This is a genomic window from Paenibacillus sp. 01T424, from assembly GCF_056398745.1.
This window is the reverse complement of sequence record NZ_JBFTPZ010000001.1, coordinates 384,524-411,117: the sequence shown is the minus strand read 5'-3', so window position 1 is coordinate 411,117 and position 26,594 is coordinate 384,524. Positions and strand designations below refer to the sequence as shown.

Annotated in this window: 28 protein-coding genes and 1 other annotated feature; of the genes, 17 read left to right on the top strand and 11 right to left on the bottom strand. The window is 43.7% G+C overall.

Features of this window, described 5'->3' with window-relative positions; all coding sequences use genetic code 11:
- Positions 1 to 10: 10 nt before the first annotated feature.
- Both AC1DPK_RS01695 and AC1DPK_RS01690 read left to right on the top strand, forming a co-directional pair.
- Positions 11 to 1,834, top strand: coding sequence for a cache domain-containing sensor histidine kinase (locus tag AC1DPK_RS01695; protein ID WP_477509061.1), 1,824 nt, complete (start codon positions 11 to 13; stop codon positions 1,832 to 1,834).
- Entirely contained in the window at positions 1,827 to 3,452 is a 1,626-nt protein-coding gene (locus tag AC1DPK_RS01690; protein WP_477509060.1) for a response regulator, read from the top strand. The genes AC1DPK_RS01695 and AC1DPK_RS01690 overlap by 8 nt, the downstream gene beginning before the upstream one ends.
- 3 nt (positions 3,453 to 3,455) lie before the next feature.
- Here AC1DPK_RS01690 and AC1DPK_RS01685 read toward each other — a convergent pair whose 3' ends face one another.
- From AC1DPK_RS01685 to AC1DPK_RS01675, 3 genes are all read right to left on the bottom strand, one after another.
- Positions 3,456 to 4,355 carry an ArsR/SmtB family transcription factor gene (locus AC1DPK_RS01685; protein WP_339204507.1) on the bottom strand — a complete coding sequence of 300 codons (900 nt, stop codon included), beginning with the start codon at positions 4,353 to 4,355 and terminating at the stop codon, positions 3,456 to 3,458.
- 180 nt (positions 4,356 to 4,535) lie between these two features.
- Positions 4,536 to 4,763, bottom strand: a complete 228-nt coding sequence (locus AC1DPK_RS01680; protein WP_053372108.1) for a hypothetical protein — start codon at positions 4,761 to 4,763, stop codon at positions 4,536 to 4,538.
- A gap of 140 nt (positions 4,764 to 4,903) precedes the next feature.
- The gene (locus tag AC1DPK_RS01675) at positions 4,904 to 5,815 is read right to left on the bottom strand and encodes an AraC family transcriptional regulator (RefSeq protein WP_076267480.1); all 912 of its coding nucleotides are present in this window, start codon (positions 5,813 to 5,815) and stop codon (positions 4,904 to 4,906) included.
- A gap of 170 nt (positions 5,816 to 5,985) precedes the next feature.
- Between AC1DPK_RS01675 and yicI the strand changes: the two genes are divergently transcribed.
- From yicI to AC1DPK_RS01630, 9 genes are all read left to right on the top strand, one after another.
- A complete protein-coding gene (gene yicI / locus AC1DPK_RS01670; protein ID WP_477509059.1) occupies positions 5,986 to 8,307 on the top strand; it encodes an alpha-xylosidase in 2,322 nt (773 codons plus the stop codon).
- Positions 8,308 to 8,512: 205 nt separating this feature from the next.
- Positions 8,513 to 9,283, top strand: coding sequence for a sugar phosphate isomerase/epimerase family protein (locus AC1DPK_RS01665; protein WP_339204504.1), 771 nt, complete (start codon positions 8,513 to 8,515; stop codon positions 9,281 to 9,283).
- 34 nt (positions 9,284 to 9,317) lie between these two features.
- A complete protein-coding gene (locus AC1DPK_RS01660; protein ID WP_076267483.1) occupies positions 9,318 to 10,337 on the top strand; it encodes a Gfo/Idh/MocA family protein in 1,020 nt (339 codons plus the stop codon).
- 220 nt (positions 10,338 to 10,557) lie between these two features.
- Positions 10,558 to 10,878 carry a PadR family transcriptional regulator gene (locus tag AC1DPK_RS01655; protein ID WP_076267484.1) on the top strand — a complete coding sequence of 107 codons (321 nt, stop codon included), beginning with the start codon at positions 10,558 to 10,560 and terminating at the stop codon, positions 10,876 to 10,878.
- Positions 10,875 to 11,432: an HAAS signaling domain-containing protein gene (locus AC1DPK_RS01650; RefSeq protein ID WP_477509058.1), complete on the top strand. Its 558-nt coding sequence runs from the start codon at positions 10,875 to 10,877 to the stop codon at positions 11,430 to 11,432. The genes AC1DPK_RS01655 and AC1DPK_RS01650 overlap by 4 nt, the downstream gene beginning before the upstream one ends.
- Positions 11,429 to 12,268 (top strand): DUF4097 family beta strand repeat-containing protein, encoded by an 840-nt coding sequence (locus AC1DPK_RS01645; protein ID WP_477509057.1) that lies wholly within the window; start codon positions 11,429 to 11,431, stop codon positions 12,266 to 12,268. The genes AC1DPK_RS01650 and AC1DPK_RS01645 overlap by 4 nt, the downstream gene beginning before the upstream one ends.
- 138 nt (positions 12,269 to 12,406) lie before the next feature.
- On the top strand, positions 12,407 to 13,093 hold the full coding sequence (locus tag AC1DPK_RS01640) for a peptidoglycan recognition protein family protein (RefSeq protein WP_475443534.1): 687 nt from the start codon (positions 12,407 to 12,409) through the stop codon (positions 13,091 to 13,093).
- Between the two features lie 230 nt (positions 13,094 to 13,323).
- Positions 13,324 to 14,190 (top strand): CAP domain-containing protein, encoded by an 867-nt coding sequence (locus tag AC1DPK_RS01635; RefSeq protein ID WP_477509056.1) that lies wholly within the window; start codon positions 13,324 to 13,326, stop codon positions 14,188 to 14,190.
- Positions 14,191 to 14,309: 119 nt separating this feature from the next.
- A complete protein-coding gene (locus AC1DPK_RS01630) occupies positions 14,310 to 14,948 on the top strand; it encodes a 3D domain-containing protein (protein ID WP_076267489.1) in 639 nt (212 codons plus the stop codon).
- Between the two features lie 62 nt (positions 14,949 to 15,010).
- On the opposite strand, the gene AC1DPK_RS01625 is transcribed toward AC1DPK_RS01630, so the two are convergent.
- A complete protein-coding gene (locus AC1DPK_RS01625) occupies positions 15,011 to 15,889 on the bottom strand; it encodes a polysaccharide deacetylase family protein (RefSeq protein ID WP_477509055.1) in 879 nt (292 codons plus the stop codon).
- A gap of 88 nt (positions 15,890 to 15,977) precedes the next feature.
- Here AC1DPK_RS01625 and AC1DPK_RS01620 point away from each other — a divergent pair, with 88 nt between their 5' ends.
- Complete coding sequence (locus AC1DPK_RS01620) at positions 15,978 to 16,862, top strand: fumarylacetoacetate hydrolase family protein (protein WP_477509054.1); 885 nt, start codon at positions 15,978 to 15,980, stop codon at positions 16,860 to 16,862.
- Positions 16,863 to 16,954: 92 nt separating this feature from the next.
- Entirely contained in the window at positions 16,955 to 17,764 is an 810-nt protein-coding gene (locus AC1DPK_RS01615) for a (2Fe-2S)-binding protein (protein WP_477509053.1), read from the top strand.
- Positions 17,765 to 17,846: 82 nt separating this feature from the next.
- Here AC1DPK_RS01615 and AC1DPK_RS01610 read toward each other — a convergent pair whose 3' ends face one another.
- The gene (locus AC1DPK_RS01610) at positions 17,847 to 19,109 is read right to left on the bottom strand and encodes a methyl-accepting chemotaxis protein (protein WP_430060426.1); all 1,263 of its coding nucleotides are present in this window, start codon (positions 19,107 to 19,109) and stop codon (positions 17,847 to 17,849) included.
- 510 nt (positions 19,110 to 19,619) lie between these two features.
- Here AC1DPK_RS01610 and AC1DPK_RS01605 point away from each other — a divergent pair.
- Positions 19,620 to 20,024: an O-methyltransferase gene (locus AC1DPK_RS01605; RefSeq protein ID WP_076267494.1), complete on the top strand. Its 405-nt coding sequence runs from the start codon at positions 19,620 to 19,622 to the stop codon at positions 20,022 to 20,024.
- A 53-nt stretch (positions 20,025 to 20,077) separates the two neighbouring features.
- On the opposite strand, the gene AC1DPK_RS01600 is transcribed toward AC1DPK_RS01605, so the two are convergent.
- A complete protein-coding gene (locus AC1DPK_RS01600; RefSeq protein WP_477509052.1) occupies positions 20,078 to 20,908 on the bottom strand; it encodes a TIGR03943 family putative permease subunit in 831 nt (276 codons plus the stop codon).
- Positions 20,905 to 21,942: a permease gene (locus AC1DPK_RS01595; protein ID WP_441876583.1), complete on the bottom strand. Its 1,038-nt coding sequence runs from the start codon at positions 21,940 to 21,942 to the stop codon at positions 20,905 to 20,907. The genes AC1DPK_RS01600 and AC1DPK_RS01595 overlap by 4 nt, the downstream gene beginning before the upstream one ends.
- A 120-nt stretch (positions 21,943 to 22,062) precedes the next feature.
- Positions 22,063 to 22,325: a binding site (T-box leader), on the top strand.
- Positions 22,326 to 22,386: 61 nt separating this feature from the next.
- On the opposite strand from AC1DPK_RS01595, the gene trpS reads away from it, so the two are divergent.
- Positions 22,387 to 23,376 (top strand): tryptophan--tRNA ligase, encoded by a 990-nt coding sequence (trpS, locus tag AC1DPK_RS01590; RefSeq protein WP_339204492.1) that lies wholly within the window; start codon positions 22,387 to 22,389, stop codon positions 23,374 to 23,376.
- Between the two features lie 34 nt (positions 23,377 to 23,410).
- Here trpS and AC1DPK_RS01585 read toward each other — a convergent pair whose 3' ends face one another.
- Positions 23,411 to 23,587 carry a DUF5325 family protein gene (locus AC1DPK_RS01585; RefSeq protein ID WP_477509051.1) on the bottom strand — a complete coding sequence of 59 codons (177 nt, stop codon included), beginning with the start codon at positions 23,585 to 23,587 and terminating at the stop codon, positions 23,411 to 23,413.
- A gap of 132 nt (positions 23,588 to 23,719) precedes the next feature.
- Between AC1DPK_RS01585 and AC1DPK_RS01580 the strand changes: the two genes are divergently transcribed.
- Positions 23,720 to 23,932 carry an alpha/beta-type small acid-soluble spore protein gene (locus tag AC1DPK_RS01580; RefSeq protein ID WP_054023438.1) on the top strand — a complete coding sequence of 71 codons (213 nt, stop codon included), beginning with the start codon at positions 23,720 to 23,722 and terminating at the stop codon, positions 23,930 to 23,932.
- A gap of 166 nt (positions 23,933 to 24,098) precedes the next feature.
- Here AC1DPK_RS01580 and AC1DPK_RS01575 read toward each other — a convergent pair whose 3' ends face one another.
- Positions 24,099 to 25,085, bottom strand: coding sequence for a metal-dependent hydrolase (locus tag AC1DPK_RS01575; protein WP_475443517.1), 987 nt, complete (start codon positions 25,083 to 25,085; stop codon positions 24,099 to 24,101).
- An 87-nt stretch (positions 25,086 to 25,172) separates the two neighbouring features.
- Between AC1DPK_RS01575 and AC1DPK_RS01570 the strand changes: the two genes are divergently transcribed.
- A complete protein-coding gene (locus AC1DPK_RS01570) occupies positions 25,173 to 25,481 on the top strand; it encodes a hypothetical protein (RefSeq protein ID WP_477509050.1) in 309 nt (102 codons plus the stop codon).
- Here AC1DPK_RS01570 and gerQ read toward each other — a convergent pair.
- On the bottom strand, positions 25,471 to 26,028 hold the full coding sequence (gerQ, locus tag AC1DPK_RS01565) for a spore coat protein GerQ (protein ID WP_477509049.1): 558 nt from the start codon (positions 26,026 to 26,028) through the stop codon (positions 25,471 to 25,473). The genes AC1DPK_RS01570 and gerQ overlap by 11 nt on opposite strands.
- A gap of 36 nt (positions 26,029 to 26,064) precedes the next feature.
- The gene (locus AC1DPK_RS01560; RefSeq protein ID WP_076267501.1) at positions 26,065 to 26,487 is read right to left on the bottom strand and encodes a cell wall hydrolase; all 423 of its coding nucleotides are present in this window, start codon (positions 26,485 to 26,487) and stop codon (positions 26,065 to 26,067) included.
- Positions 26,488 to 26,594: the final 107 nt, after the last annotated feature.

Genomic DNA, 26,594 nt, shown 5'->3' with positions numbered 1-26,594 from the left:
GGAGATAGCTATGAAGCGGGTACTCGCGGTGATTGGGTGGTTCAAAAATCAGGAGCTGGCACGAAAGCTCATCCTCATAAACTTCATACTCATCGTGCTTCCACTCAGCGTTATGGGGTATTTCGCCTTCACTCGGTTTGCTTCGACGCTTGAGCAGAAGGTCGGCGACTATCAACTGCAGACCATGAAGCAGCTGACGCTAAATCTGGATACTTATATGGCAGAATTAGATCGTTTGACGCTTATGCCCTATCAATATGAGCAAATTACAGCTTTTCTAGAGAGCAAGCGAGAGCAGGGTCAGGCTTTATCACTGGAAGAGATTAAGCAATTAAACAGCTTTGTCTCCCAAGTATTTCTGAACGGCCGCATCGATATTGTAGGCGTCTCGTTATTTGGGGAAAGCGGCGCATCCTATGTTGTACTGCCAGAAAGCCAATATGTCACGACGTATCGACTAGATGAGAATGCGCAGTGGCTCCAAAACGAGAAGGGCGGCAATGGACAATCCATTTTTATTACAACCCACAATATTCAGTCTACCAGCGGAACGGTATACCCCGTGTTCTCAATTGCAAGGGAGCTGCGCAGCTTTGATAGCGGGAAAAAGCTTGGATATATCGTTATTGATGTAGATCCAACGGTCATTCATAAGATGATATCGCAGGTTACGCTCGGAACGAAGGAAGCTTTATATATTATGGATCAAGACGGTGGAGTCGTTGTCGGTAAAAATCGAACGATGCCGCAAGAGGCTTTGGGAGGCCTTTATAAGGATAAAGCGCCGGAAGGGGTTACACATGCTGCACTTAACGGAGAGCGGCAGCTCGTTTCTTACGTGACGTCATCGATCACCAATTGGACGACAGTTGGAGTCGTTCCGGTGTCGGAGCTGATGAAGGACAGTTTAATTATGCGGAATTCGATTATTCTGTTTGGTGTCATCTGTATGGGCCTTGCTATGCTTATGTCGGTATTCCTTGCGTTTCGAATAACAGAGCCGCTGCGGGGTTTGATTAGGCTCATGCGCAAGGTGGAACGCGGCGATCTTCTCGTATCCTTTCCCGTCAAGCAATGGGATGAAGTTGGCCATTTGGGCAAAGCGTTCAATACGATGGTATCCAAGCTAAGCGAGCTTGGTTACTTGCTTTATGAGACAGAGATTCGTGAGAAGGATGCGCAGATTGCGGCTTTGCAAAGCAAAATCAATCCGCATTTTTTGTATAATACGCTTGGATCGATCAGTATGTATGCAGAAGTCGACGGCAATCAAGAGGTTGTCAAAATGACGAACAATTTAAGCAGGCTGCTGCGTTACAGCTTGAGCAGCCAGAAAGAGCATGTCAACCTTGAGGATGAGCTGGGACATGTCTTGGGCTACATGACGATTCAAAAAATGCGCTATGAGGATCGGATCGATTTTCGATTAGACCGAGACGAAGCTTCTTTAACCTGTACGGTCATTCCCTTAATTATTCAACCGATTGTCGAGAATGCCATTAATCACGGCATCGATCAAGGTGTGGGCAGCGGACAAATTACATTAACCTGCAAAATTGAAGAAAACGTGCTGCGTATTGTCATTGAAGACGATGGCATTGGAATGACGGAGGAGCAGCTCGCGGATATTCGCCGTCGGCTGCAGCATTCGAAGGATTTAGGAGGCAGCTCCGGCAATGGATTATTAAATGTCCATCGCAGAATTGTTCTTCATTATGGTGAATCGTATGGATTAACGCTGGAGAGCATGCCATATCAAGGCTTGAAAGTAACGATGACTTTTCCTGCTGTATTTGAGAAGCCTGATCAAATGAAAGGGGATGCTCATGCCTAGAATCGTTATTGTAGATGATGAATCGATATTTCGAAAAGGCTTGCGCAAAATGATAATAGAACTCGACCCGGAATGGGAGGTCGTTGGTGAAGCGCGGGATGGTTATGAAGCATTGCAGCTGGTGGAGGAGCTTGAGCCAGAAGCTATTCTGACGGATATTCGGATGCCTCGCATGGATGGCATTCAATTGCAGCAGATGATGAAGGAGCGTTTTCCGCATGTGTTATGCGTCGTTATCAGCGGGTTTGATGATTTTGTCTATATTCAGCAATCGATGAGGCAAGGCGCGAAGGATTATATGATGAAGCCGATTGAGCGCGAAGAGCTGGATAAGGTGCTTCAAATGCTTAAAGAGAAAGTGCAGCTTAGCCAAGCGATTCCCGTCAGCAACCCCCATCGTGATGAGCACCGGATTAGGCAGCATGTCAGTGAACATCTGTTAACCGGCCTTCTGAAGGGCAGCGTGAATGAAGCGGATTTGGAGCTGCTTCGGACCATTGGGATTGACTTTCATCAACCTTTCTTCACATGTATGGTTGTGAAATTAGACAAAAATTCAATCGGCAGTGAGCGGTATAATCAAGCTGATCCTTCTTTGTTTCAATTGTATATTCAACAGCTCGTGCAAGAAGTGCTGAGCAGGAGAACAAATGGCTTTTGCTTCATCATGTCGGAGACAGAAGTAGCGGCGCTGCTAAATATTGAGGACAGTGACCAAGCGATGGCTGCCGTGCGGGAAATTGGCGAGACGATTCGCAGACAAATTACAAGCTTATCGAATATGACGGTCACGATTGGCATAGGCCAGGTGGCAAAAGGCTTTAAATCGATATCCGATGCATACAACGAAGCGGAAATTGCTTTGCTTCACAGGCTCATCGTTGGCGGAGATAAAGTGTTAGTCTACAGTGATTTAGGCACGGATGACCGTTTCAAAGGTGAGCTGAAAACATGGTCGTGGGAGAAGCTGGATCTGGCCATGAATGAGGGGAAGTTGGAACAGGTCGCAGCGGCAGCCCATGCTTTCGTTAGTGAGCTTTGCCATGATGCCAAAACGCCGGAAACCGTGCATCAGCAGCTATGCAAGCTGCTCATTCATTATTATGAAGCAGCAGGGCGGCTGCGGCTAACGAAGCAGTGGCTGGGCATGAAGGATATGAAAACCGTTCTATTTGATATTTGCTCGATCTCTTCCAGGGAAGAGCTTATGGATGCATGCTCACAGCTGCTCGTTCGTTTAGCCGTATGTATCGCTGAGAGTACGGCGCAGCCTGAGCATGATCCCATTGAAAAATCGATTCGATATATTGAGCAGCATTATTCCAAAGCACTGACGCTTAAAGAGGTAGCTGATTCCGTCTATTTAAATGCAGCATATTTCAGCACCTTGTTCAAGAAACAAACCGGGAAATCCTTCGTTGAGCGGCTTACTGAGATTCGAATCTTTGAAGCGAAGCGGCAAATGGTTCAAACCGATAATAAAATTGCGACGATAGCTGAACATACGGGCTTCACGAATATCCGCCATTTTAACCGTGTGTTTCGCAATGAAACCGGTATGTCGCCAAAGGAATACCGTGAAGATATCCATATCAAACCGAATGTTATGCAGAACTAGCTGCTAGTAGGCGACGTAAACTTGAATGTCCTGATCATAATTTCCGAATTGCTTGCCGAACATGCTTAATCCTCCGCTGTGGGTTGCAGTCTCCGGCGCACATATACGGAATCTGATGTCGTCGCCAAAGCCAACATCAAGATCCGTTATCGTCCGATCAGACATCCGAATGCCATCGATGAAGGAGCCTCCTGAGTCGATGGTTATTTGTTTCAGCAAGCCATGCTGAGTCCCCAAATCCCACCAGCTAGGCGTATACACACCCTTTACTGCACCGAAGTCTCCTGGACAAGTCCATACTCCGAGCAAGATGTCATTAATATAAAAGGAAAGATCGGAAGGCCAGTTCTCGTTGTAGTGCGGTGCTTCCGAGCATATTTCAAGCGATATGGAAATGCTTTTTGCCGATTGTTTTCCTACTAAATAATTAGGAATGCGATATTCAATATAGCCGCTTCCGAACCACAGATGGCATGCCTTCACATGCTCAGGATCGGAGAAGTAGCGCGGGTCATCCACCATGCCGATAATTTTGGTATCCGATGTCAGTCCACAAGTAGGTTTTACTTCATAAGAGGAATATTGACCAATTGGAATGGATACGGCATACCTATTTTGAATGGTTTGCTCCTTCACACGAAATTGCAGCGTAGCAGAATCGAGTGTGAGATGGCACACCTTTTGGCGGCCTCTCGTGCTGGGCACACTTTCTGTCGTAATAATGGATGCTTCTTCTAGCTTCTGAATATGTTTAGTCACAATGGCTGACGAAATGCCTAGCGCTTCAGCTATTTCTTTAATGTTCATTGGTTTAATATTTAATAATTCAATGATCTTCACTCTTGTGTCCGATGCAAAGCATTCAAGAAATTTGATATTGCGGCTGTTAACCTCTATGTTCATCGATTGATCCTCATTCCGTTATGTTTGCTAACATTATATAATTCGAAAGTTAATTACACAACTCAAATGTTTACTAATTAAAGCGTTTGAACGTTGTAAATAAAAGAAGAGGGTGTCCTGATGGCCTGTATAGACCAAAAGGATCACCCTCTTCGTATTTCGGTATATGGGAAGTCTAGATTAATATAGGGAAATGGTTAGAGTGTCACGTTCGAAATAAGAATGAAGCGTTGCCTCACTGCCTACAATTTCTACGCTAATTAGCGATTTGATACATGTTTTAAGTGCGTTTTTGCCTGTTGTCAGTTTACGATTAAGTACTGCGGTCAATTTCTCAATGGCTTGCTTATTTGTATCTGTTAAATAGACAGGTATCGTTTTATTTTGGAACATCAGCATCGTTTTCATAGTATGGACCTCCATCCCGCGAAGGATTTTTTTTTATAGTGTAACGTACAATTATTAAATAATTCTTAAAATTCGGTGAGTATTTGGTTACAAAGCTGTAACTTTTGAGTAAATGACCAAATCATACACGTTTTTTCTTATTATGGACGACGATCCGACGATTCAAGCTGTTTTTTGCGGAACTGGGAAGGCGTGCATTTCATCATTTTGCGAAAAACTTTGACGAAATAACTAATATGATCGAATCCGACATCAAGCGCTACAGCTGCTATTTTGAGCTCTGGCTTCAAAAGCAGCTCCGTTGCTTGTCTAATTCGATAAGCATTCAAATACTCAATTGGCGTTTGTCTGGTCATCGTCTTGAAGAAGCGGCAAAACTGACCTTCGCTCATCGGAATTTGATCAGCAATTTCTGCGATCCGTATAGGGCGCTGGAAATGATTTTGCATATAAACAATAGCGGTCTTCAGTCTGTCAATTTTTGTAGAGTCGGCATTGCTTGTTTCACTGCGGTTGCAAAACTTGCTTTGCGCGGCAATTTCATGAAGCATTAAATAAAAGTGACCCTTCACCGCGGTCTCATGACCAGGCTTCTGACTTTGACATACGTTCATAATGCATTGCAAATGCTGGAGCAGCGCGATTTCCCATTCTGTTTTTGGCTGAATATGTCTAGGAAACGTCTTTTTCTTGTCTTGAAGCGGTGAAATAAATCGTTCCTGTACGGCATCATAGCTGGCACTGGCGAGCAAATGAGTGTCGAACACAATGGCGCAAAAAGAACAGGCAGTATCACCTTGTGCATGTCCAGCATGAATGTCGCCACCGTCTATAAAAACAGCTTCTCCTGCTTTTACAATGAAATAATCGGTATCAACCTGGAACAGCACTTCACCTTCAAGCACATAAAAAAACTCCGCTTCAGCATGCCAATGACAATCCAGAACGGGGACGCCAGCCTCTTCATGTTCAATCCAGTAGGCGGCAAGCGGGAACATATTATCGCCATGCAGCCGGTCTTCTTTTAAGGCGTGCCTAGTTGTTTGATCCATTTTGAGAGGCCTCCTGTGCTTGATGCGAGTTAGTTGCCATTCCATAGAGGCATATCGTCAAAATAGTGCTATAGATGAGCAGTATTCTGTTAGAATTATTCGATTAATTATCAGTATAATGCAAATATATAGGATTGCAAATAAACTAAACAGGAAGGTTGGTTCAGTCGATGAAATTTACAGACGGCAACTGGCTCATTCGTGATGAATACAAAGTATTAGGGGCTGTACAAGTCCATGATTTTGAGCAAAAGGATGGCAAACTAACTGCTTATGCTTCGCCACAACCTATCTATAATCGCTCTAATATGCTGGATACGATGTTGTTAACGGTCCATTTTCATTCTTCGCTGCCAGGCATTATTGGCGTTAAGCTTGTGCATCATGCAGGTGTTCGGGAGCGTGGCCCAGTGTTCGAGCTGTCCTCGCAAACTGGTGACCATGTTGTAATCGAAGAAAATGATGAGCGGGCTGTTCTAACAAGCGGCAGCCTCAGCGTTCATATCCGTAAAGGAGCCGTATGGGCGGTGGATTTCTATCGCGCGGGCGAGCGGATTACGGGAAGTACGCAAAAATCGATGGCCTACATTAAAGAAGACAACGGCAATACGTTTATGCGCGAAGAATTGGATGTTGGTGTTGGCGAGTGGGTATATGGCCTTGGCGAGCGCTTCACGCCTTTCGTAAGAAACGGACAAGTAGTCGATCTCTGGAACAAAGACGGGGGCACAAGCTCGGAGCAATCGTACAAAAATATTCCTTTCTACATGACCAATAAGGGATATGGTGTATTCGTCAATCATCCAGAGCTGGTATCATTCGAGATCGCTTCGGAAAAAGTGAAAAAAGTGCAATTCAGTGTGTCAGGAGAATCACTCGAATATTTCATTATCGATGGTCCGAGCATGAAGGATGTTCTTCATAAATATACAGATTTGACTGGCAAGCCAGCGCTGCCGCCGGCATGGACATTTGGATTATGGCTTACCACTTCATTTACGACTAACTATGATGAAGCAACAGTTAATTCATTCGTCGATGGCATGGCAGAACGTGATCTTCCATTGCATGTGTTCCACTTCGACTGTTTCTGGATGCGTGAGTTTCATTGGACCGATTTCAAATGGGATGAGCGGGTATTTCCAGACCCTGTCGGCATGCTGTCGCGGCTCAAAGAAAAAGGGCTTAAAATTTGCGTGTGGATCAATCCTTACATTGCTCAGCGCTCGCGCTTGTTCGAGGAAGGCAAACAAAATGGCTATTTGGTGAAAAAGCCAAACGGCGATGTATGGCAATGGGATTTGTGGCAGCCAGGCATGGCGCTCGTTGATTTCACAAACCCAGCAGCATGCGAGTGGTACGCAAGTTATCTGCGTGATCTTGTCGATATGGGTGTGGACAGCTTTAAAACCGACTTCGGTGAGCGTATTCCGACCGATGTCGCTTATTTTGACGGCTCCGATCCGATGAAAATGCACAATTACTATACTCAGCTTTATAACAAAGTCGTATTTGAAGTGCTTGAAGAGAAGCTTGGCCGAAACGAAGCTGCTTTGTTTGCCCGTTCAGCTACGGCAGGCGGCCAGAAATTCCCCGTACATTGGGGCGGCGACTGTTATGCGGACTATGAGTCCATGGCAGAGAGCTTGCGCGGCGGCTTGTCGCTTGGGATGTCGGGCTTTGGCTTCTGGAGCCACGATATTGGCGGATTTGAGAATACTGCGCCAGAGCATGTATTCAAGCGTTGGTTAGCTTTTGGTTTACTGTCCAGCCATAGCCGCCTGCATGGAAGCAAATCGTATAGAGTGCCTTGGGCATACGATACGGAAGCGGTAGATGTTACTCGCTTCTTCACGAAGCTGAAATGCCGGATCATGCCTTACTTATTTAATACAGCTGTTCAAGCAACTGAGCAGGGCTTGCCTTCGATGCGTGCCATGGTGCTTGAGTTCCCTGAAGATCCGACCAGCGAAATGCTGGACCGCCAATACATGTTGGGCGACTCTATACTGGTAGCTCCTATTTTCAACGAGCAGGGCCATGTAACTTATTATTTGCCAGCTGGAAAATGGACGCATTTGTTATCCGGAGAAATTGTAGAAGGCGGCTCATGGCGCAAAGAGAAATATGACTTCTTTAGCCTTCCACTATTCGTTCGTCCTAATTCCATTATTGCGCTTGGAGCGAATGAGGTTAAACCAGATTATGATTATGCGGATGGCGTCCAGTTTGAGCTTCATAATCTGGAAGACGGAAAAACAGCTGCAACGGCTGTGCCCAATACCAAAGGCGATACAGAATTGACGATCTCGGCAACACGCCAAGGCGAAGCGATCACTGTTCAATTAGAGGGCAGCGGCAAAGCATTCTCGTTGGAACTGAAGGGGCTAGGTCCAATTCGTTCAGTTGAAGGGGTAAAAGCTGATGTGAAGGATACAGTTCTGCACATTGCCGCAGGCTCGAAGCAGCTGGCGTTTACGATTCATATCTAAACAAATAAGAGGCAGCTTCGTCCCAGCCGTATGCAGGCTAGGCCGAAGCTGCCCCTTTTATAGTGCCATTGTACGAGCATTGACCAAAATCGCATAAGAAAAGACTAATAATACAACTGGTTTTCGCATAGGACTGTCGATATAATAAAGATCAGAAAACAAAATCAAATACATCAAATAATAAATATAAGGGAGTGCAGCTCACATGTCACGAATGAATATTGGTTTGCAATTGTACACGTTAAGAGACGCTACCGCACAAGATTTTGAAGGCACGCTTCGCAAGGTTGCAGCAATGGGTTATGAGGGCGTAGAATTTGCAGGTTACGGTGATATCAAAGCTGAAGACATGCGCGACCTGCTTCAAGAATTGAATTTGAAAGCAATCGGCAGCCACGTCGGCTTGCATCTGCTTGAAGGCAATCTTGATGAGGAAATTGCTTATCTTCAAACCATTGGAGCTAAATATGCTATATGTCCTTGGTTGCCGGTAGATGCTCGTGATACAGAAGCATGGCGCGGACATCTCGTGAAATTTGAAGAGTATGGTAAGCGTTTCCGTGAAGCAGGCATTTCTTTTGCTTACCACAACCATGAATTTGAATTTGAAGTTGAAATCGACGGCCAAATCGTATTTGACGCTTTGTATGAGCGGATTGATCCGCAATATCTACAAGTTGAAATGGATATCGGCTGGGTACAATACTCCGGTGTAGATCCGCTTGCTTACATTGCAAAATATGCAGGACGTCTGCCACTTCTTCATTTGAAGGACTTCCGCGCTGGTGAGAAGGGTCAACAAATCGATACAGTAGAGCTTGGCCGTGGCGATTTGCCGCTTCTTCCTATTATTGATGCTGCCTCGAAAGCATCTGTAGAATGGATTATTGTTGAGCAGGACACTTGTGCGAATCCTCCGATTGAAGCTGTTGCAGAAAGCATGGAATGGTTGAAAACTAATTTTTTGAACAAATAATAATCTAATTAATAATAGATAGGGGAAAATATTCATGTCTAAAGTACGTGTAGCAGTTATAGGTTGTGGATCGATTTCGAAATACCGTCATATCCCGGAATATGCAGCTCATGAGAATGTTGAGCTTGTTGCATTCGTAGATCCAATTATCGAGCGCGCAGAACACTATGCGAATTTGCATGGCGGCAAAGCGTTTGCTGATTTCGAAACGATGCTTGCAGAAATCAAACCTGATGCAGTAAGCGTATGTACGCCAAATGCATTGCATGCTTCAATGTCAATTACTGCAGCTAATGCGGGCGCTCATGTTCTTGTTGAGAAACCAATGGCTGTAACAGATGAAGAAGCGGAAGCGATGATTGAAGCAGCTAAGAAAAACGGCGTTCACTTGATGGTTGGTCATAACCAACGCTTCATGCCGCCGCATGTTAAAGCGAAGCAAGTATTGCAGTCCGGCATTCTAGGCAAAGTACTTACATTCCGCACATCGTTTGGTCACCCTGGTCCAGATGGCTGGAGCATCGATGGCGCAGAAAGCTGGTTCTTCCGTAAGCCAGAAGCTATTATGGGCGCAATGGGCGATCTTGGCGTTCATAAATCCGATCTTATTCGCTGGATGCTTGACGACGAAGTTTCAGAAGTAGCTGGATTTGTTGGCACGCTTGATAAAGATACCGATGTTGATGATAACGCATCATGTTTGCTTCGTATGAAGAGCGGTGCAATCGGCACGCTTGTAGCAAGCTGGACTTACTATAAGGGTGAGGACAACAGCACTATTTTGTGGTGTGAGAACGGCGTTATGAAAATTGGTACGCATCCTGACGATCAAGTAATCGTGGAGCTGCGCAACGGCACAGTTGAGAAGCATAAAGTAGGCGCAATCTCGACTAACGATAAGCAAGAGACAAGCGGCGTAGTCAATGCTTTCTTGGAAAGCATTCTTACGAACACAACACCTGCTGTAAGCGGTGAAGATGGCCGTGCTTCTTTGAAAGTTATCTTGTGTGCATTTGAGTCACAAGCAACAGGTAAATTCATTAGCGTAAACTAAGTAATGTACAGGAATGCCTTCAACCGACGTGCGCAAGCCGTGAGGTTGGAGGTATTCTTTTTTGCACACTATCTTGCATTGTAGAATAGCATGTGGTAAATTATACAAAAGACGGAATTGCTGTACAGTGCTATACTGTATTGATTAATAGTAAGTTATGCTTAGTATCTTTCCACATACAGTACCGAAGAATTAGAACTTCAATGATGGAGGACACGAAATGAACATTCAATTTAAAAAGGGCGTGCTTGAAATATGCGTTCTTGTGCTTGCGACAAGGGGAGATCGATACGGCTATGAGCTGGCTGTTAAAATTTCCGAAAAGTTTGAAGTTGCAGTCGGAAGCGTCTATCCATTACTAAGCAGATTGACACAGGACGGCTATTTCTCAACCTATTTGAAGGAATCAACTGAAGGCCCGCCTCGGAAATATTATCAATTAACAGCAGAGGGCTGGAGTCATATGCGCAAATTAATTGCAGAATGGGAAAGTTTCACGCAATCCGTAAATGAAATTGTAGAGGAAGGTTTAAGACCATGACGACAAGAGAWCGATATATGTTGGAGCTTGAGAGCATGCTCAAAGTCATTCCAGAGCCGCAGCGGAAGGAATGGCTGTACGATTATTATCTTCATTTTCAGCAAGCGGTAGAGAATGGTCAAACCGAGGAGCAAGCAGCAAGCGAGCTGGGAGATCCAAGAATGATTGCGAACGAGATGCTGCTTGGATACCGAGTTAATCAGGCAGAGACGAACAAGGGCTTCGGAAAGCTCTCTAAGGCTGTATTTGCAACAGCAAGCCTTGGTTTATTCAATGTTATATTCGTTCTAGGCCCCTATCTGGCTCTGGCGTCGGTCATTGTTGCTTTATGGGCGTCAGCTTTGGGAATAGGCGTAGGCGGTATCGGAATCATGGTAGAGAGCTTATGGAATGGCACATTTACTATGCCACAGGCATTGACGATAGGCTTGATTACAAGCTCAATTACGATTTTACTCATCATCGGCTTAAAGGCACTTACAACTTCCTTCTATAAGATGACCTTAAAATATTTGAAATTCAACACAAGAATTGTAAAGGGGAATAACAAATGAAAAAACTAGCCGCATTCGCTTTAATTTTGCTTGGTATAGGAGTACTTTGCGCGTTTTTTGTATTCGATAAAGATGAACTTGTAACGAAATTTCAGGGCGAACCTTTTTTGCAGGAAAAAACGATTGATGCATCGTCCATTCGCTCGATCCATGCGGAGACGGATACGTTTAATATCACTTTCGTTCCCGGCACAGCAGATGATATTAAAGTGAGACTTGAAGGAGATGTAAGTGAAAAACTTGCTGGAGACGTCATCCTAACGGCAGCTCCTAAAGGGGATACGCTTAATATTGAGGCAAATACGAAGGATCGTTTTACATTCGGTATTTCTATCGTTAACTTGAAGCTGACGATTGAGGTGCCTGCTAAGCTATGGACCTCAGTTGATATCGAAACCGATACAGGAAACATTGTAGTGAATCAGATGGAAGCTGACAAAATGAAATTAAAATCAGAAACCGGCAATATAAAATTAACGAATTACACGGCTCAGGAGCTTGAATTAAAAACAGATACTGGAAACATTACTATTGCGGACGGAAAAGGCATCCTAAAAGCGGAATCTGAGACGGGAAATGTACGAGTTGAAACAGATGAATTGCGTAGCGATCTTACAATTAAGACGGATACCGGGAATATCGTCGTTAATGCAGATAAACAGCCTGCTTCGGCTTCTATTCGTATCAAGAAGGATACCGGAAACAGCAAGGTGGATTGGGATGGTTTCTCGGTTAACAAGGAAACAGAAAATAATATTGAAGGTGTAATCGGCAGCGGTGATATCAAAATAAGCATGGAGTCGGAGACGGGAAACATCAAACTCGGCACTCGATAAGCAAAAATTGATTTATAAAAACAAGAAGCAAGTCGTGGAATATATCCATGGCTTGCTTTTTTTATGTGTTTGCCGTCTCGATTCATTCATGTATCGCATAAAATATAGCAATTGTTTATCGAGAGGATGCGTTGCGAAATGGTCGTAGAGCGCAAATATTTTCAAAGGTTTACTTTTGCGGAGTATGTTGAGTATTTGAAACCATTCGTATCAAAAGTGAAGTTTTCGCAGATTCATGTGCATGGAACATGGAAGCCGACTATTGTGGATTATCGCAGAGCTGCGGATAAAATGAAAATCATTCAAGGGATGTGGCGGTTTCATGCGATTACACAAAATTGGGGTGATATCGCCCAGCACGCAACGATCGACCCTGACGGCTATATATGGGAGGGGCGTTCTCTTCTGGAGGCTCCGGCCTCTGCTGTTGGCTACAACGACCCTGATCCAGACCGCATACATCCGTTTATGTTCGAGATGATCGGTAATTTTGATGTTGGAGCTGAGAAGCTGGAAGGTGCTCAGCTTGCTTCAGCCGTTAAGCTGACAAGTCAAATTGCTGCCATGTGGAAGCTGCCAGACAGTCAAATTTTGTTTCATCGCGAAATGAATCCAGCGAAAACATGTCCAGGAAGTTCAGTTAACAAAGCGGCTTTCTTAGAGCTTGTTCGTGACTGGAGGGATGTTGATATGAACGCATCAGATGCTAACAAAATTATCTCTACTTGGCTCTCTCCAGCATGGTTTGCAGCAACCACCAAAGCGGAGAAAGATGAAATTCATCGGCTCGCAAATGAGCTTCGAAAAGCTAGCGGACAGCTCTAAAAGCAGCAAAAAGCGGTGATGAGCATATTCTCATAAAGCAGTAATGGTGCTGTTTTGCTAGCTATTTTCACGCGATTACCAGTTTTTGTGTCATGAAACACCAAAAACCCCATGGTAAGATAAGTGGCGTCAGGAAGAACGATGCGCAAACGAAACGAATGCGCAGCTGAAAAAGCTTCAGTCGTCAGACGCTTTTTTACAAAAACTTATCTTATTAGGAGGATTCATTCATGAAGATGCAACCAATACGTGTAGGTGTCGCTGGCATAATCGCAGCAACGGTGATCGGCGCAGGTTTTACGGCTCCAACGGCAGGTGCAGCACCGGCTGTGAAAACTTTCTCCACGATTCAACAACCATGCCTCATTAGCCAAGATACGATCAAACAGATCGGTGATAAATATGGAATAGATATTAGCAAGCTTTTGAATGGCAGCTTCATTCAATGGCCTACGACAGGCGGTAACACAGGAACAGTAACAAAACCAGGAACAGGTACTGGAACAGTAACTAATCCGGGAACAGGTACTGGAACAGTAACTAAGCCAGGAACAGGCACTGGAACAGTAACTAAGCCAGGAACAGGTACTGGAACAGTAACTAAGCCGGGAACAGGCACAGGAACAGTAACAAAACCAGGAACAGGTACTGGAACAGTAACAAAACCGGGAACTGGTACAGGAACTGAAACAAAACCTGGAACAGGTACCGACACAGGGGCTTCCAATTTGAGTGCTTATCAATCACAAGTTGTCGACTTAGTTAACAAGGAACGTGCTAAAGTTGGCTTGTCCGCTTTGAAGAGCGATACGCTTCTTACGAAAGTAGCGTCAGAGAAAGCAAGAGATATGGACGTTAACAACTACTTCAGCCACACATCGCCGACATACGGATCTCCATTTGATATGATGCGTTCTTTCGGAGTGACTTATTCTTATGCTGGTGAGAACATTGCTTCTGGTCAAAAAACACCACAAGATGTTATGACTGCTTGGATGAACAGCCCAGGTCACAAAGCAAACATTCTTAGCGGCAACTTTACAAAAATCGGCGTTGGTTATGTAAACGGCGAATGGGTTCAAATGTTTATCGGCTAGTCTTTCCTTAAACCTTAGATAACAGCAATACGTTAAGGGCGGACAACCGCCCTTAACAAGATTTATAATCACGTGATCGAAGTTGTGAAACTTCGGGAACGCACAGGAGGATTTACCCCATGTTTAAAAAACGTACATTAGCAGCAGCAGTAGTAGGATTATCGGTTATGATGGCAGCAGGAACAGTAAGTGCAGCTTCGAAAACACATACAGCGAATGACAATGATACATTCTGGAAGCTATCCAAGCAGTACAGTGTACCTTTGGATACACTAATGGAGGCTAATCCAAAAATCGATCCTCTTAACCTATATAAAGGTTTAAAGCTTACTATACCTTCCACAGAAGCTTCTGTAGAGAAGAAACCAGCAACGATGAATTCAGCAGCTGACGACTCCTCAAAAACAGTTAAAGCCATGAATGGTAAAGAATACGCTTACTCGAAGGCGCTTCTCGTACAAGCTACGGCTTATACAGCAGCAGCATCTGAGAATGGCAAGTGGGGAGCAGTTGACTACTTTGGAGACAAGCTCCAGGTTGGTACGATTGCCGTAGATCCGAAAATGATACCTCTTGGCACAAAGCTTTATGTGACAGGGTATTCCTATAATGGTTTGCCGCAAGGCGGAATGATTGCAACAGCAACAGATATTGGCGGTTCGATTAAAGGCAATCGCGTTGATATTTTTGTACCAGGCTCAACAAGCCAAGCCATGTCTTTTGGTATCCAAAACGTGAAAGTATTCGTTCTTGAATAAAAATATAGATGGAAAAGGCAATCCACTCTTCATGAGGGATTGCCTTTTTTTGTACAGAAAACTCAACGGGCTGCGGATTGTCCGACGAGTTCAGGCAATGTAACGAGCTCATACCCTTTGCTTTCCAGCAATTGGATGAGCTTCGGGAGTGCAGCAACCGTGCCGGATAAATTTTGTCCGACTCCTCCGCCTGCGTGCTGTAAAATAATCGATCCAGGTTGAAGTGTTCTTTTTATATTTTGCAGCACCAATGCGCTGCTAGGATTGTTTTTCCAATCTATGGAATCCACATCCCAGTTGACGATAGCAAAACCAGCCTGCTTGCTCCATCTTACTTGCTGAGGCAGCAGTTCACCGTATGGCGGTCGTATAAAATGAGGGGAATATCCAACTATATTTTTAATTATGGTGTCCGTTCTCCAAATTTGCTTCTGATACTTCGTTAAAGTAAGCTTTGAAAAAATGGCATGGTCATAAGAGTGATTTCCAATGACATGCCCTTCGTTATGTATCCGCTTTACTAATGCAGGGTATTTGGCAGCACGGTTCCCTACAATAAAAAAAGTAGCGCAAACATCATGCTCCGCTAATATATCCAAAATAGCTGGTGTATATCTGGGATCGGGAACATCATCAAACGTTAGCGCGACTCTTTTCTTATTACGAGGCCCATTAAGGAGAAAGGCATTGGGAAATTGCCTATGAAGCCTATCCCAAGACACGACAGCCGTTTTTCGTTTTTTTGATTCTTTTGCAGGTTTGAACTGAGCTATTTGCTGCTTATCAGCAGTTGAAGCATAGGAATCGGTTGATAGGTTAAGCAGCATAAAACCGATTAAAGCAATGCCCGCCACAGTCTTCCCCATTTTATGTGGTGTTTTCCACATTTGCATCAGTCCCCATGATTGATTGTAAACAAGCCGTGCCGCTATTTTACCCATGCTGCATACTTTCATGCGCTTTACTTTAAAAAAAGAGAGGCTTAAACTAAACATAGTTCACCAATTCATGGCAGGGAGGTTATCTTTTATGAAGTTATTGCAGTTTAAGCAATCCGATCAACTAAAACTCGGCGTGCAGGTTGACTTAGGAATTATTGATATTAAAATGGCCTCTCAAGCTCTGGATATTCCAGCTCCGCTTTCTATAGAAGAAGTTATAAGAGGCGGTAAAACAGCATTAGCGGAACTTCAAGCGGTTATTGAGGCTGTCGTTGCAACTAACAACCACATGTATGTGCTTGAGGACACAAATTTCGCTTACGCACCGGTCGTTTCGAACCCGCAAAAAATAATTTGCGTCGGTTTAAATTACCGCAAGCATGCAGAGGAGACGAAAGCTGAAATTCCGACCTCCCCTATTTTGTTTAATAAATTTGCCAATGCCCTGAGTGCACATGGTGATGAGGTGGAGCTGCCGCTTACGAGCAATGAGGTGGATTATGAAGCTGAGCTTGCGATCATTATAGGAAAAACGGCAAAAAACATCGAAGAAGCGGATGCGCTTGATTATGTTTTTGGCTATAGCTGCGCTAATGATTTGTCAGCAAGAAACCTGCAGCGCCGTACATCTCAGTGGATGCTTGGCAAAAGCTGCGACGGATTTGCACCAATTGGTCCTTATATCGTAACGGCAGATGAAGTAAATGATCCGGATAAGCTCACTATTTCTTGCCGCGTAAACGGTGTTCAAAAGCAGCATTCGAATACGGAAGATATGATTTTTTCTTGCCCATCTATAATTAGTTATATTTCTAAGCATATGACACTCGTACCTGGCGATATCATATTAACAGGGACTCCGGAAGGGGTAGTAATCGGATACCCGAGAGATCAAAGGGTTTATTTAAAATCAGGTGATGTGGTAACCGTGGAAATCGAGCAGCTTGGTGAGTTAACTGTCACAATGAGATAACGAAATGCAATTGATAATCATTTTCGTCCGTTGTATAATAAATCGTATCGTTTATTATTGTACATTCATGTTATGGAAGGACGAGAACATCAATGAATGAAGCGTTGTTTGCGATGTTGGAGGACAGCTATGATTTAACGGTAAATAAACGAGAAAATCTTCTGTTTACCTGCCCTGCAATAGATCTGTTGGATGAGAACAAATTGAAGCAATTATTAGCTTTCTATACACCGCTAGTTAAAGGCATGGACCCTTCCGTAGGGGAAGTGTACATGGCAGGTTGGTTTCGCGGGCCTATGCTGGGCTTGCTTTATACGTTGTCTGTTTTGAAACAAGCGCCGGATTTATCACTTAACAATTTAACAGTTCAAATATACAAGGCTGAATATAACAATCATGAATATATTGCTGTCAGCTTTTACTTACATAACTCTGAATTTGTAGCGGCTCCACTACTTTTAGATGAACAAGACATGTGGATTAAGGATAAAATCAGCTTTTTTTTTGAGCATACGATACGTCCTATATTTGACATGATTGCAAAGGTAGGAACGTTGAAAGTAGGCATGCTTTGGAGCCAGCTTCCTACCACGCTTGAATATGGGTATGACAGAATGCTGAGTGCCGAAGTAGATGAACAGGCAAAGCAAAGCATTGTGACCTATTTCAATATGGTCAAATCACTTGATGGCGATGTTTTCGGCAGAAGCAAAAATCCGCTTGATGTGAAATTCCGTATGACAGAGTCATTGGGAGACAAAGATAAGCAGGTTCGGCTGAAAGCAGCATGCTGCTTGTATTACTTAGTTGATGGCGGCTATTATTGTTATACTTGCCCAAGGGTTAAAGAAAGTGTTCGTGCAGAACAGCGTGAAGAATATCGCTGCAAGCAGCAGGCGTAAAATAAGAAAGACCATAATCATCCATTTTGAATGGAAAGATTATGGTCTTTTTTTGTTACGCGATAAGCAATCAAATACTTGATTATTTCATTTTGAAAACATTGATGGTTCTGAGCAGCTGAGCCGCCATTGTACGCATACGTTCCGTTTCTTCTACCACTGCTTGTACAGATGCGATCTGCTCATTCATCGAAGCGGATACTTGCTCCGTGCCAGCAGCCGATTGCTGCGTAATCGCGGATATGTTTTGGATGGCTCCGGAAATTTTGCGGGCACTCTCAAGCATAGCGTCGCTTTCTTGGGAGAAAACATAAATTTTATCCGTAATAAATTGAACACTTTGTACAATTTCTGAGAATACGACTTCGGATTCCTTAATATGCTCCGTTTGCAGCTTAACGACTTCTTCGTTTGTTTTCATATTGCTGATCGTTTGCTTGATACCCTCATCAATACTTTTCACTAGGTTGAATACTTGTTTAGTTGAAGCGCTGGATTCCTCAGCAAGCTTGCGGACTTCCTGTGCAACAACGGCAAAGCCTCGGCCGTGCTCGCCTGCTCTTGCAGCCTCGATAGAGGCATTCAATGAAAGCAGGTTAGTTTGCTCAGCCAAATCGGAAATAGTCGTCGTAATTGCACTAATGCCTCTTGCTTTGCGGGCTAGATCTTCAATTGTAGCTGATACCTTCTCGGTTGCCTCAACGTTGCGGCGCATGCCGTCGGCTTGAATATCAAGAGCCTTCATGCCTTTATCTACGAGCTGAAGCGTTTGCTCAGAGCGTGTGTTCATTTCCTTAGTTGAGGTAGCGTAATCGGAAACTTTCTCTTCGATCTCAGTAATGGATTCGCTCATCTCGGAAACGTCCTCGGAAATTTCGTTTGCGCCAGTAGCAAGCTCGTTTGCGGAAGCAGCAACCTGCTGCATCGCGATTTGAATATTATTATTTTTGTCAAAAATGCTGTGACTTGTATCGGACACATGACGGATGATGTTCGTCGTTTCCGTTAGAATGTCGCGAAGTTTATCAATCATACTGTTAAACGAATGTCCAAGCTCGCCTAAAGCTGATGAAGACGTTGTGTCGATTTTTTGAGTGAAATCACCTTTGGAAATACGAAGCGCAGTTCCTTTAATTTCATCAAATGAATTATTGATGGATCTCTCGATGAAGGAAACGAGTGGAAGCGTAGCGATTGCCATAATGATTGTGAAAATAATTCCAGCGATAAGCGAGCCGCCTGATACTGATAATATGACAAGCATAATGAGGGCAAACACTGCTAAATTTAGGTAAGAAGTAATCAGCAGCTTATTGCGCACGGAAAGCGAATAGTACCATTGGATCATTATGTAAGCGCTCCTTTTAATAGAATATCCATATTATAGCACCAGCTGCGAAATTGGTCTATAATTGTCGATTCATAAAAAATAGATAAATAATGACCGCATGCGGCGCTTCGGAAAATACTAAATACGTTTTCGGTGTAACAATAAATAGAAAATGATACCATTATCGGTAATTAGAAATCATTTTTATTATTAATTGATGGTTTAGATTGCATGGTACATAACTCCTAAGTAAGAAAGAAAAGCATCTTGAAATTAGAATTGAAAAATTAAATAAAAAATATTATTTTAGTTCGCAAGGTTCATTTTATTTAGATGTAATGAAATGATCTTTCTTTAATTATGTAAAAATAAGTTATATAATCATTAAATGAGAGTCGAATAATATCAAATAAACAAAAATAATGTTGTTTAGTATATTGATAATGATAGAAATGGACTATATAATATGCGTTGAGACCTAAGTGGAAACTCATGCCTAATAAATCATAAAGGAGGATAATAAGTATGCAAACGGAATCTGCAGCTCTCGCTCGTCAAGTTGAATTTGTGTTTCGTCAGCTTGAAAGTGAACTGACAAACGCTACGGCTGGTACAGTATTAATACATATTCGAAACAATGCGGTGGGTAAATTTGGGGTTAGGCACCATCCAATCGAATGCAAAAATGGAAAGTTCGAGAGTGTCGATAAAGGACTGACAGCTGTTCAGGTACAGGCATTTAAACAAATGGCCATTGAATCGCTTAAGTTTAGGAAAGACTGGTCGCATGGCGAAATTTTATATGATTTTTCCGTTCGTTCAAGCGCTAATTCTTGGTCGGCAAGCATACTTTTTGAATCTAATTACAATATGGCCAATTGGAATTCTCGCTATTATCCGAAAAGAAATGATTTATGGGATTCACAATAAACAAAATTACGTAAAGAAAAAAAAGAGCTGACGGCATCCGTCAGCTCCTCATTTTATTGTCCGAAATCAAGATCAGGATACACATAAGGCGATTCCGGCACCTTGATTCGTTCAAGCCGCTGGGCTTCTAAAGTCATGACAACATGATTCATATAAGTTGATGTCGTTAACCTTCCTGTCACCGTCACCCATTCATCGTCGGCGTAATCCATCGCTTTAGGCCAAGATACCATAAGTCCATAAGGCATAGCGTCGGCTGAACAACAATTCATTGCAAATCTACTGACCGCAAATCGCTCCTTGCCCATCTCGTCCTCGTGGTAAATAAACCCCGAAATTTCAACTTCTTTACCGATTAGTTTCTCTCGAAAGAGATCAAATGTCGTCAACGTCTCAATAAATTGAGTATCAGGTACACGGATAAGTGGTTGGCTGTACAGTTTCTTCGCGTATGCTGTATGTGCTTCCATATAGCCATCGAAAGGATAAAAGGCATCGACTCCGGAACCATTCTCTTCAGCTGTTGAAATTCCAGATAAGCTGATCCCTTTTTTTGAAGCAATATCGCTCCCAAGCGTCCCGGCAGGGACGAGAAAACCGAGCAGCAGCGGAAAAATAAACAACCCATAAATGATGATGTTTTTGAACACGGATGGAGATGGCTCGTGCTCGCAATCACAGCTTGGCGTTTGATTTCCGATACGTTTCTGTAAAGCGGCATAGACTTGATAAATAGCTGCTGCATAGAGACCTAACGCTGACAGCTTTACGTATACCTCCATTTTTGGAGCGATATAAAGAGCCATTTCACCCGTTCGATCCAAGTAGAGAATAAACAGAGCAAAACCTGTAAGAATTGCGGCACGCAAAAGATGATGAATCATAGCAGCGCCTCCATTATCCAAGCGCCGATGAAGGTTAGCGCCGCGGTTAGTACAATGAGAATAAATACGAATTTAATACGGAATGTCGTTAGCAGCATTAACGTATTTTTAAGATCGATCATTGGGCCGAATACAAGAAAAGCAAGCAGCGGTCCAAAATCAAACATGCCGCTGAACGATGAAGCAATGAAAGCATCTGAAGTGGAGCAGATTGATAAAATAAAAGCAAAGCCCATCATGAAAAGGTATGAAAATAAAGGCTGATCAGCAAATGCCTCAAAGGTGCTGCGATCAATAACCGTTTGAATAATGGCGGTCAACATTGCTCCGAAAATAAAATATTTGCCCATTTCAAAAAACTCGTTTGAAGCATGTGATAGGGTTGAGGCGGCTCTTCCACGGAATCCAGTACCGCTTGTCCCATGCTCATGATTATGGGTGTGATTGTGGCTATGTGTATGACCCTGCTTGATTAAATGAAACGGTTGAGCTAATTTGAGCGGACTGCTTCGCATAAATTTATAAAGGAGCAGGCCGATAATAACGGCTATGACAAAGGCCAATATCATTCGTGCATAAGCCATTTCTGGCGTCGTTCGAAAAGCAGCAAAGGTTGATGTAAAAACGATTGGATTAACGATGGGGCCTGCCAATAAATAAACGATTCCGATATAAGCAGGCATGCCTTTACGAATAAGCCGCCTGACAACCGGTATCATTCCGCATTCACATAATGGGAATAAAATGCCTAGCAGCGCCCCAAAAAGAACGCCTAATACCGGGTTTTTGGGCATGAATTTTTGAATGAGCTCGTCCGAAACGAAGACTTGCAGAAGTGCAGAAAAGATCACCCCGAGCAGGATAAATGGAAATGCTTCTAAAATAATGCTTATAAATAATATTTTGAAGGATTGCAAATTAGTGATACTAAAAAGATGTGTGGGAAGCTCTCGATTGGTTACGATAAGGGCGAGCATGATCAAGCAGCCTACTCCGAGCAATGGGGTGCAGATGCGGTAAAGAAATTTTGCCATAGTACAATATCCTTTCTTTATGTAAGGATTACGATTATGACTATAGCTTATGCGGTATCGATGCGGGATAGGACAACTTTCGTATCGCTTGACATTAACGATTACAGATGTATAATCGTTTTAAATGCAATGATGGGAATAAGTAGGCTCGATTGGATTGCGTACAGAGAGCCGGTGGTTGCTGCGAACCGGTGCAAACAACGATGCTGAATGGGCCCCGGAGCCTATGAACGGAAACTGGCTGCACGAGCAGCCGAAGATGTTTGTACGGACGCTCCCCGTTACGGAGCAACAAGGCTTATGGGATTTTTAATACGCTTCGATTGTATAACAAAGCGTACCATAAGCGAATTAGGGTGGCACCACGGTCCTTCGTCCCTTGCGGCGGGGGATTTTTTGCGTTTTTTTTTAGACTAAAATTGACAAGAAAGAGGTCGAAGCATTATGAAAAAAGTACTCTCCGGTATTCAGCCAAGCGGTCAGCTTACACTTGGAAACTACATTGGCGCCATGCAAAACTTCGTAAAGCTGCAGCATACAGAAGAATGCTTTTTTATGATTGTTGATTTGCATGCGATTTCGGTTCCACAGGAGCCGGCTGCCTTAAGAGAACAAACGGAAGCGGTAGCCGCATTATTTATTGCTGCAGGCATAGATCCGCTCAAAGCGAATGTATTTGTACAATCGCATGTTCGCGCGCATGCTGAGCTTGGATGGTTGTTTACAACGCTTGCTAATATGGGCGAGCTGGAAAGAATGACGCAGTTCAAAGATAAATCTGCAGGCAAAGATTCTGTTGGGGCGGGGCTATTCGTCTATCCGACGCTGATGGCTGCCGATATATTGGTTTATAATGCGGATCTTGTTCCTGTTGGCGACGATCAAAAGCAGCATTTGGAGCTTACTCGTGATTTGGCGCATCGCTTCAATACAAGGTTTGGCAAATACTTTACGATACCGGAGCCTTATATTCCGAAGGTAGGCGCACGGGTAATGTCGCTTGATGATGCCAGCAAAAAAATGAGCAAAAGCAATCCAAACGTAGGAAGCTTCATCGCGCTGCTTGATTCTCCAGATGTGATTCGCAAAAAAATTAGCAGAGCGACAACAGATTCAGGCCGTGAAGTGAAATACGATCCAGCAAATAAACCTGAGATTAGCAATCTAATGAGTATTTATGCTCATTGTGCAAATATGAGCATTGAAGATATCGAGGCTCGTTATGAGGGGCAAGGTTATGGACCTTTCAAGAAAGATCTTGCGGAGCAGGTGGTTGCGGTTATAGAACCGCTGCAAGCTAGATATAATGAAATTCGCAGTTCAGGCGAGATTCATCAAATCTTGAAGCAAGGCGCAGAAAAGGCTTCCTTGGTCGCAGATCGTACACTTGCAGACGTGAAAGAGCTTATGGGTTTTCTGCCGCCTCGCGGTTAATCTTTTAGGTACTTACAAGGCTGACGCCATAGCGTCAGCCTTGTTTTTTTCTGCGCAAACGAGCTTTTGTAATAAAGCCGGCTCCTACAGTGAAAAGGCTTAACAAACCAAACAATAATACAAACCAGCCATTATAGCTGATGGAAATAGCCATAGCGCTCATAAATACGATAGCTAGTACGGAAAAGAACAAAGAAAGCGGTTTGGACATCTTGTTTTCTCTCCTTAATAAATCGTCAATATATTTTAATGGTTTAAGAATAGATTCTTTGATGGTGCACATAATAAGCTTGCAAGCTTGCAACACACATCAAAGTGCAGAGGACGAAAGGAGAAATACATTATGGCAGGAAGCAGAAATCAACTTGTTGTTCCACAAGCAACTGCAGCATTACAACAAATGAAACTTGAGGCAGCGCAAGAACTGGGCGTACAAATTCCTCAAGATGGCTACTACGGTAATGTTTCAACTCGTGATGCAGGCTCCCTAGGTGGTTATATTACGAAAAAGCTTGTTCAAATTGCTGAACAACAATTGTCAGGCGGCTCCCGTTAATCGCTTCTAATACACAGTGATGAAATGAAGCCCAAGGGTAATCCTTGGGCTTTTTATTATGGTAACCATCATTTTAGCACAGGGCTGATCGACTTTCTTCAATAATATAAAACAAAAAAAAGAAAGCCCCCTCTATTTTGAAGCAAAGGGCTTTCGAACGTCAATACTAAAAAGTATCCATGCGCAATCTTTTCAATAAACGTTCATCGCTGAGCCAGCCTACATAAGAGCCAATGGTCTCATCCTTTTTATTCATAAGCAGAACGCCAACGAATGGGTATTGCTTGCGATGGCGATAACGTACGTCGCACCATCTGACCTCATAGCCCCATGTATGCTCCCGAACGTCTGCGCAGGCAAAGCTGGTGAAATATAAAAAGGATCGAATGGCGGGATCGTTTTTGGATTTGGCGACTGCCGGGTGATCAGAGCATTCCACATAATCAATCCATACTAAATTGTTATTGCGTAAATTTCCGATGGCGAATCCGCCATTTTTAACTTGCTTGACTACATTCCATATCGTTAGAGAAATCGTTGGAATGACGATATAAGCATCGCCTTCATGATATTCAGTGTCCAGCGTCTTCATCCGTTGCAGCGTACTTCTGGAGGTAACTGTTCGCCAAACAAAATAAACGGCTAGAAACAAGTACATAAGCGGGAATATTGAAGCTGGATTTACGAATCCGCCTGCCCACAGTAAAATAGCTATGACATGCGTTGTGAAAATGATGGGATCAAATATGTGTATAATGTTCCAAGAGATCCATTTGTCCGTGAAGGGTCGCATCGCTTGAGTGCCGTAAGTATTAAATAAATCGGTGAATACATGCACGCATACGGCGAGCAGCACCCAGCCCCCAATATGCAGCCAAGGGAGCGAGCCTCGGTAAAACAATTGGAGGAGGCCGGTAATTAGCGCAGTCCAAATGGCGATAGCCGGCAAGGAGTGAGAGATGCCGCGATGATTGCGAATGTAAATCGCATTGCCTTTTAAACGAAGTAGGCCATCTAAATCGGGCGCTTGCGATCCGATAACTGTGCCAAGCAAAACAGCGGTGTGAATGGCTGGATTTGCTGCTACCACGGGATCAATTGCGGCAAGGCCCCCTAAACCGATGCCCATGATAAGATGTGTGCCTGTGTCCATGACAAGTCCTCCCCAATCGATAATTAGATGTAGTATCGGCGGAGGGGAGCAACTTTATCAATATAATCTAAAGGAGACTGAAGGCAAATGTACATTTGTTTTGCAGAATATCGTGTTTCACCAGAATTTCGGGCACAATATCTTGACTACACAGCTTCGCTGCTAAAGGAAGGACACGAGGTGCAATTATATGAAGGAACAGATCAGCCGGGTTTATTTGTAGAGGTATGGAACGCAGCTACCTGCGAGCAAGCAGAGCAAATCAAAAAGGAACGCTGCAGTGAGCGTTCCTCTTGGATGCATATTTCGAGCTTTATTGTTGGGGGAGCTGCGAAAATGCACATTTGGACGTTTAAGCCGGCACATCTAAAGGGCGAAGCAGCGATTAACGGCTAGAATTTGCTGTGCCGAGAGTAGCCATGCCAAGTGGAGTGGAAGAGCTTACTACTCCGCCTTGGAACGGATATTCATAAGCAATCGGCTCATCGAATGTCACATAATCAAGATTAAGCGTCAAAAGTAAGTAGCGCATACCAGTCGTTGGATCGCTAATAACGATGTGATCACGTCCAGCAGCTTCGATGATTCCTTTAAAAATTTTGGCGTTCCACTCGCGATTGTTTTCGTAAGTCATATAAAAAGTTGCCATTTTGCCGCGGTTCAGACGCAAAATATTTTCTACATAGGATTCTTCAACGGTAGGCATTGCAACGATAGTGCCGCCTTGTGGCGTAATAAACGATCCGCTTGGCACATTTGGCGGAATGACTTGTGCTTGTTGGGTTTGAAAGTTGGCTGGGAGCGTAGTTGGCTGTTGCATGCCCATCGGCTGCTGCATCCCCATTGGAAACTGGTATTGACCATAACCGCCGTAGCCGAATCCTTGAACGGGACCTGTATTTGCGGGGCTTACCTGATTTTTGTAACCATAACCATTAGACATTTAGAATTTCCTCACTTTCATACATTAGAAATAGTTTTAATAAACGGCCGGACAATCCTCTGGCGTTGGAACGAAGAAGCAGTGTTTCTTATACCTGCCGCTGTTAGCCTGATCCCACCACGTATCAGGGCAGCTGCCTGCTGGGCGGAAAAACCATAATGCATTAGAAGCCGGGTGCTGACGTTCGCCGTTAATGACCCGCTTTGCTAATCGAATATCTTTATCACGAGCGCTTTGATAAAAGTAGCTTTTGGTGATTGCTTCGAAACCGCCAGGACTTTGATAGACCATGTCTGGGATGGACCGAAGATTTCTAAAGTCGATACAATTTCCTAGTACACGGTTTACGCCAACGTTGCCTACCATAAGCATGCCGAGCTCGCCCTCGCCCTCTGCTTCCGCTCGCATGAGCCTAGCGAGCATCTTCGTATCTTCGGAATTGGTTTTGATGACAGCCATGGAATTGACAGATCACTTCCTTTCGTAGACTTTAGGACGGTTTGATGTGCTGTTCGGCATAGGCATCAAACTACATAGTTATTGTATTGTGTACCCGCCCATTTGGT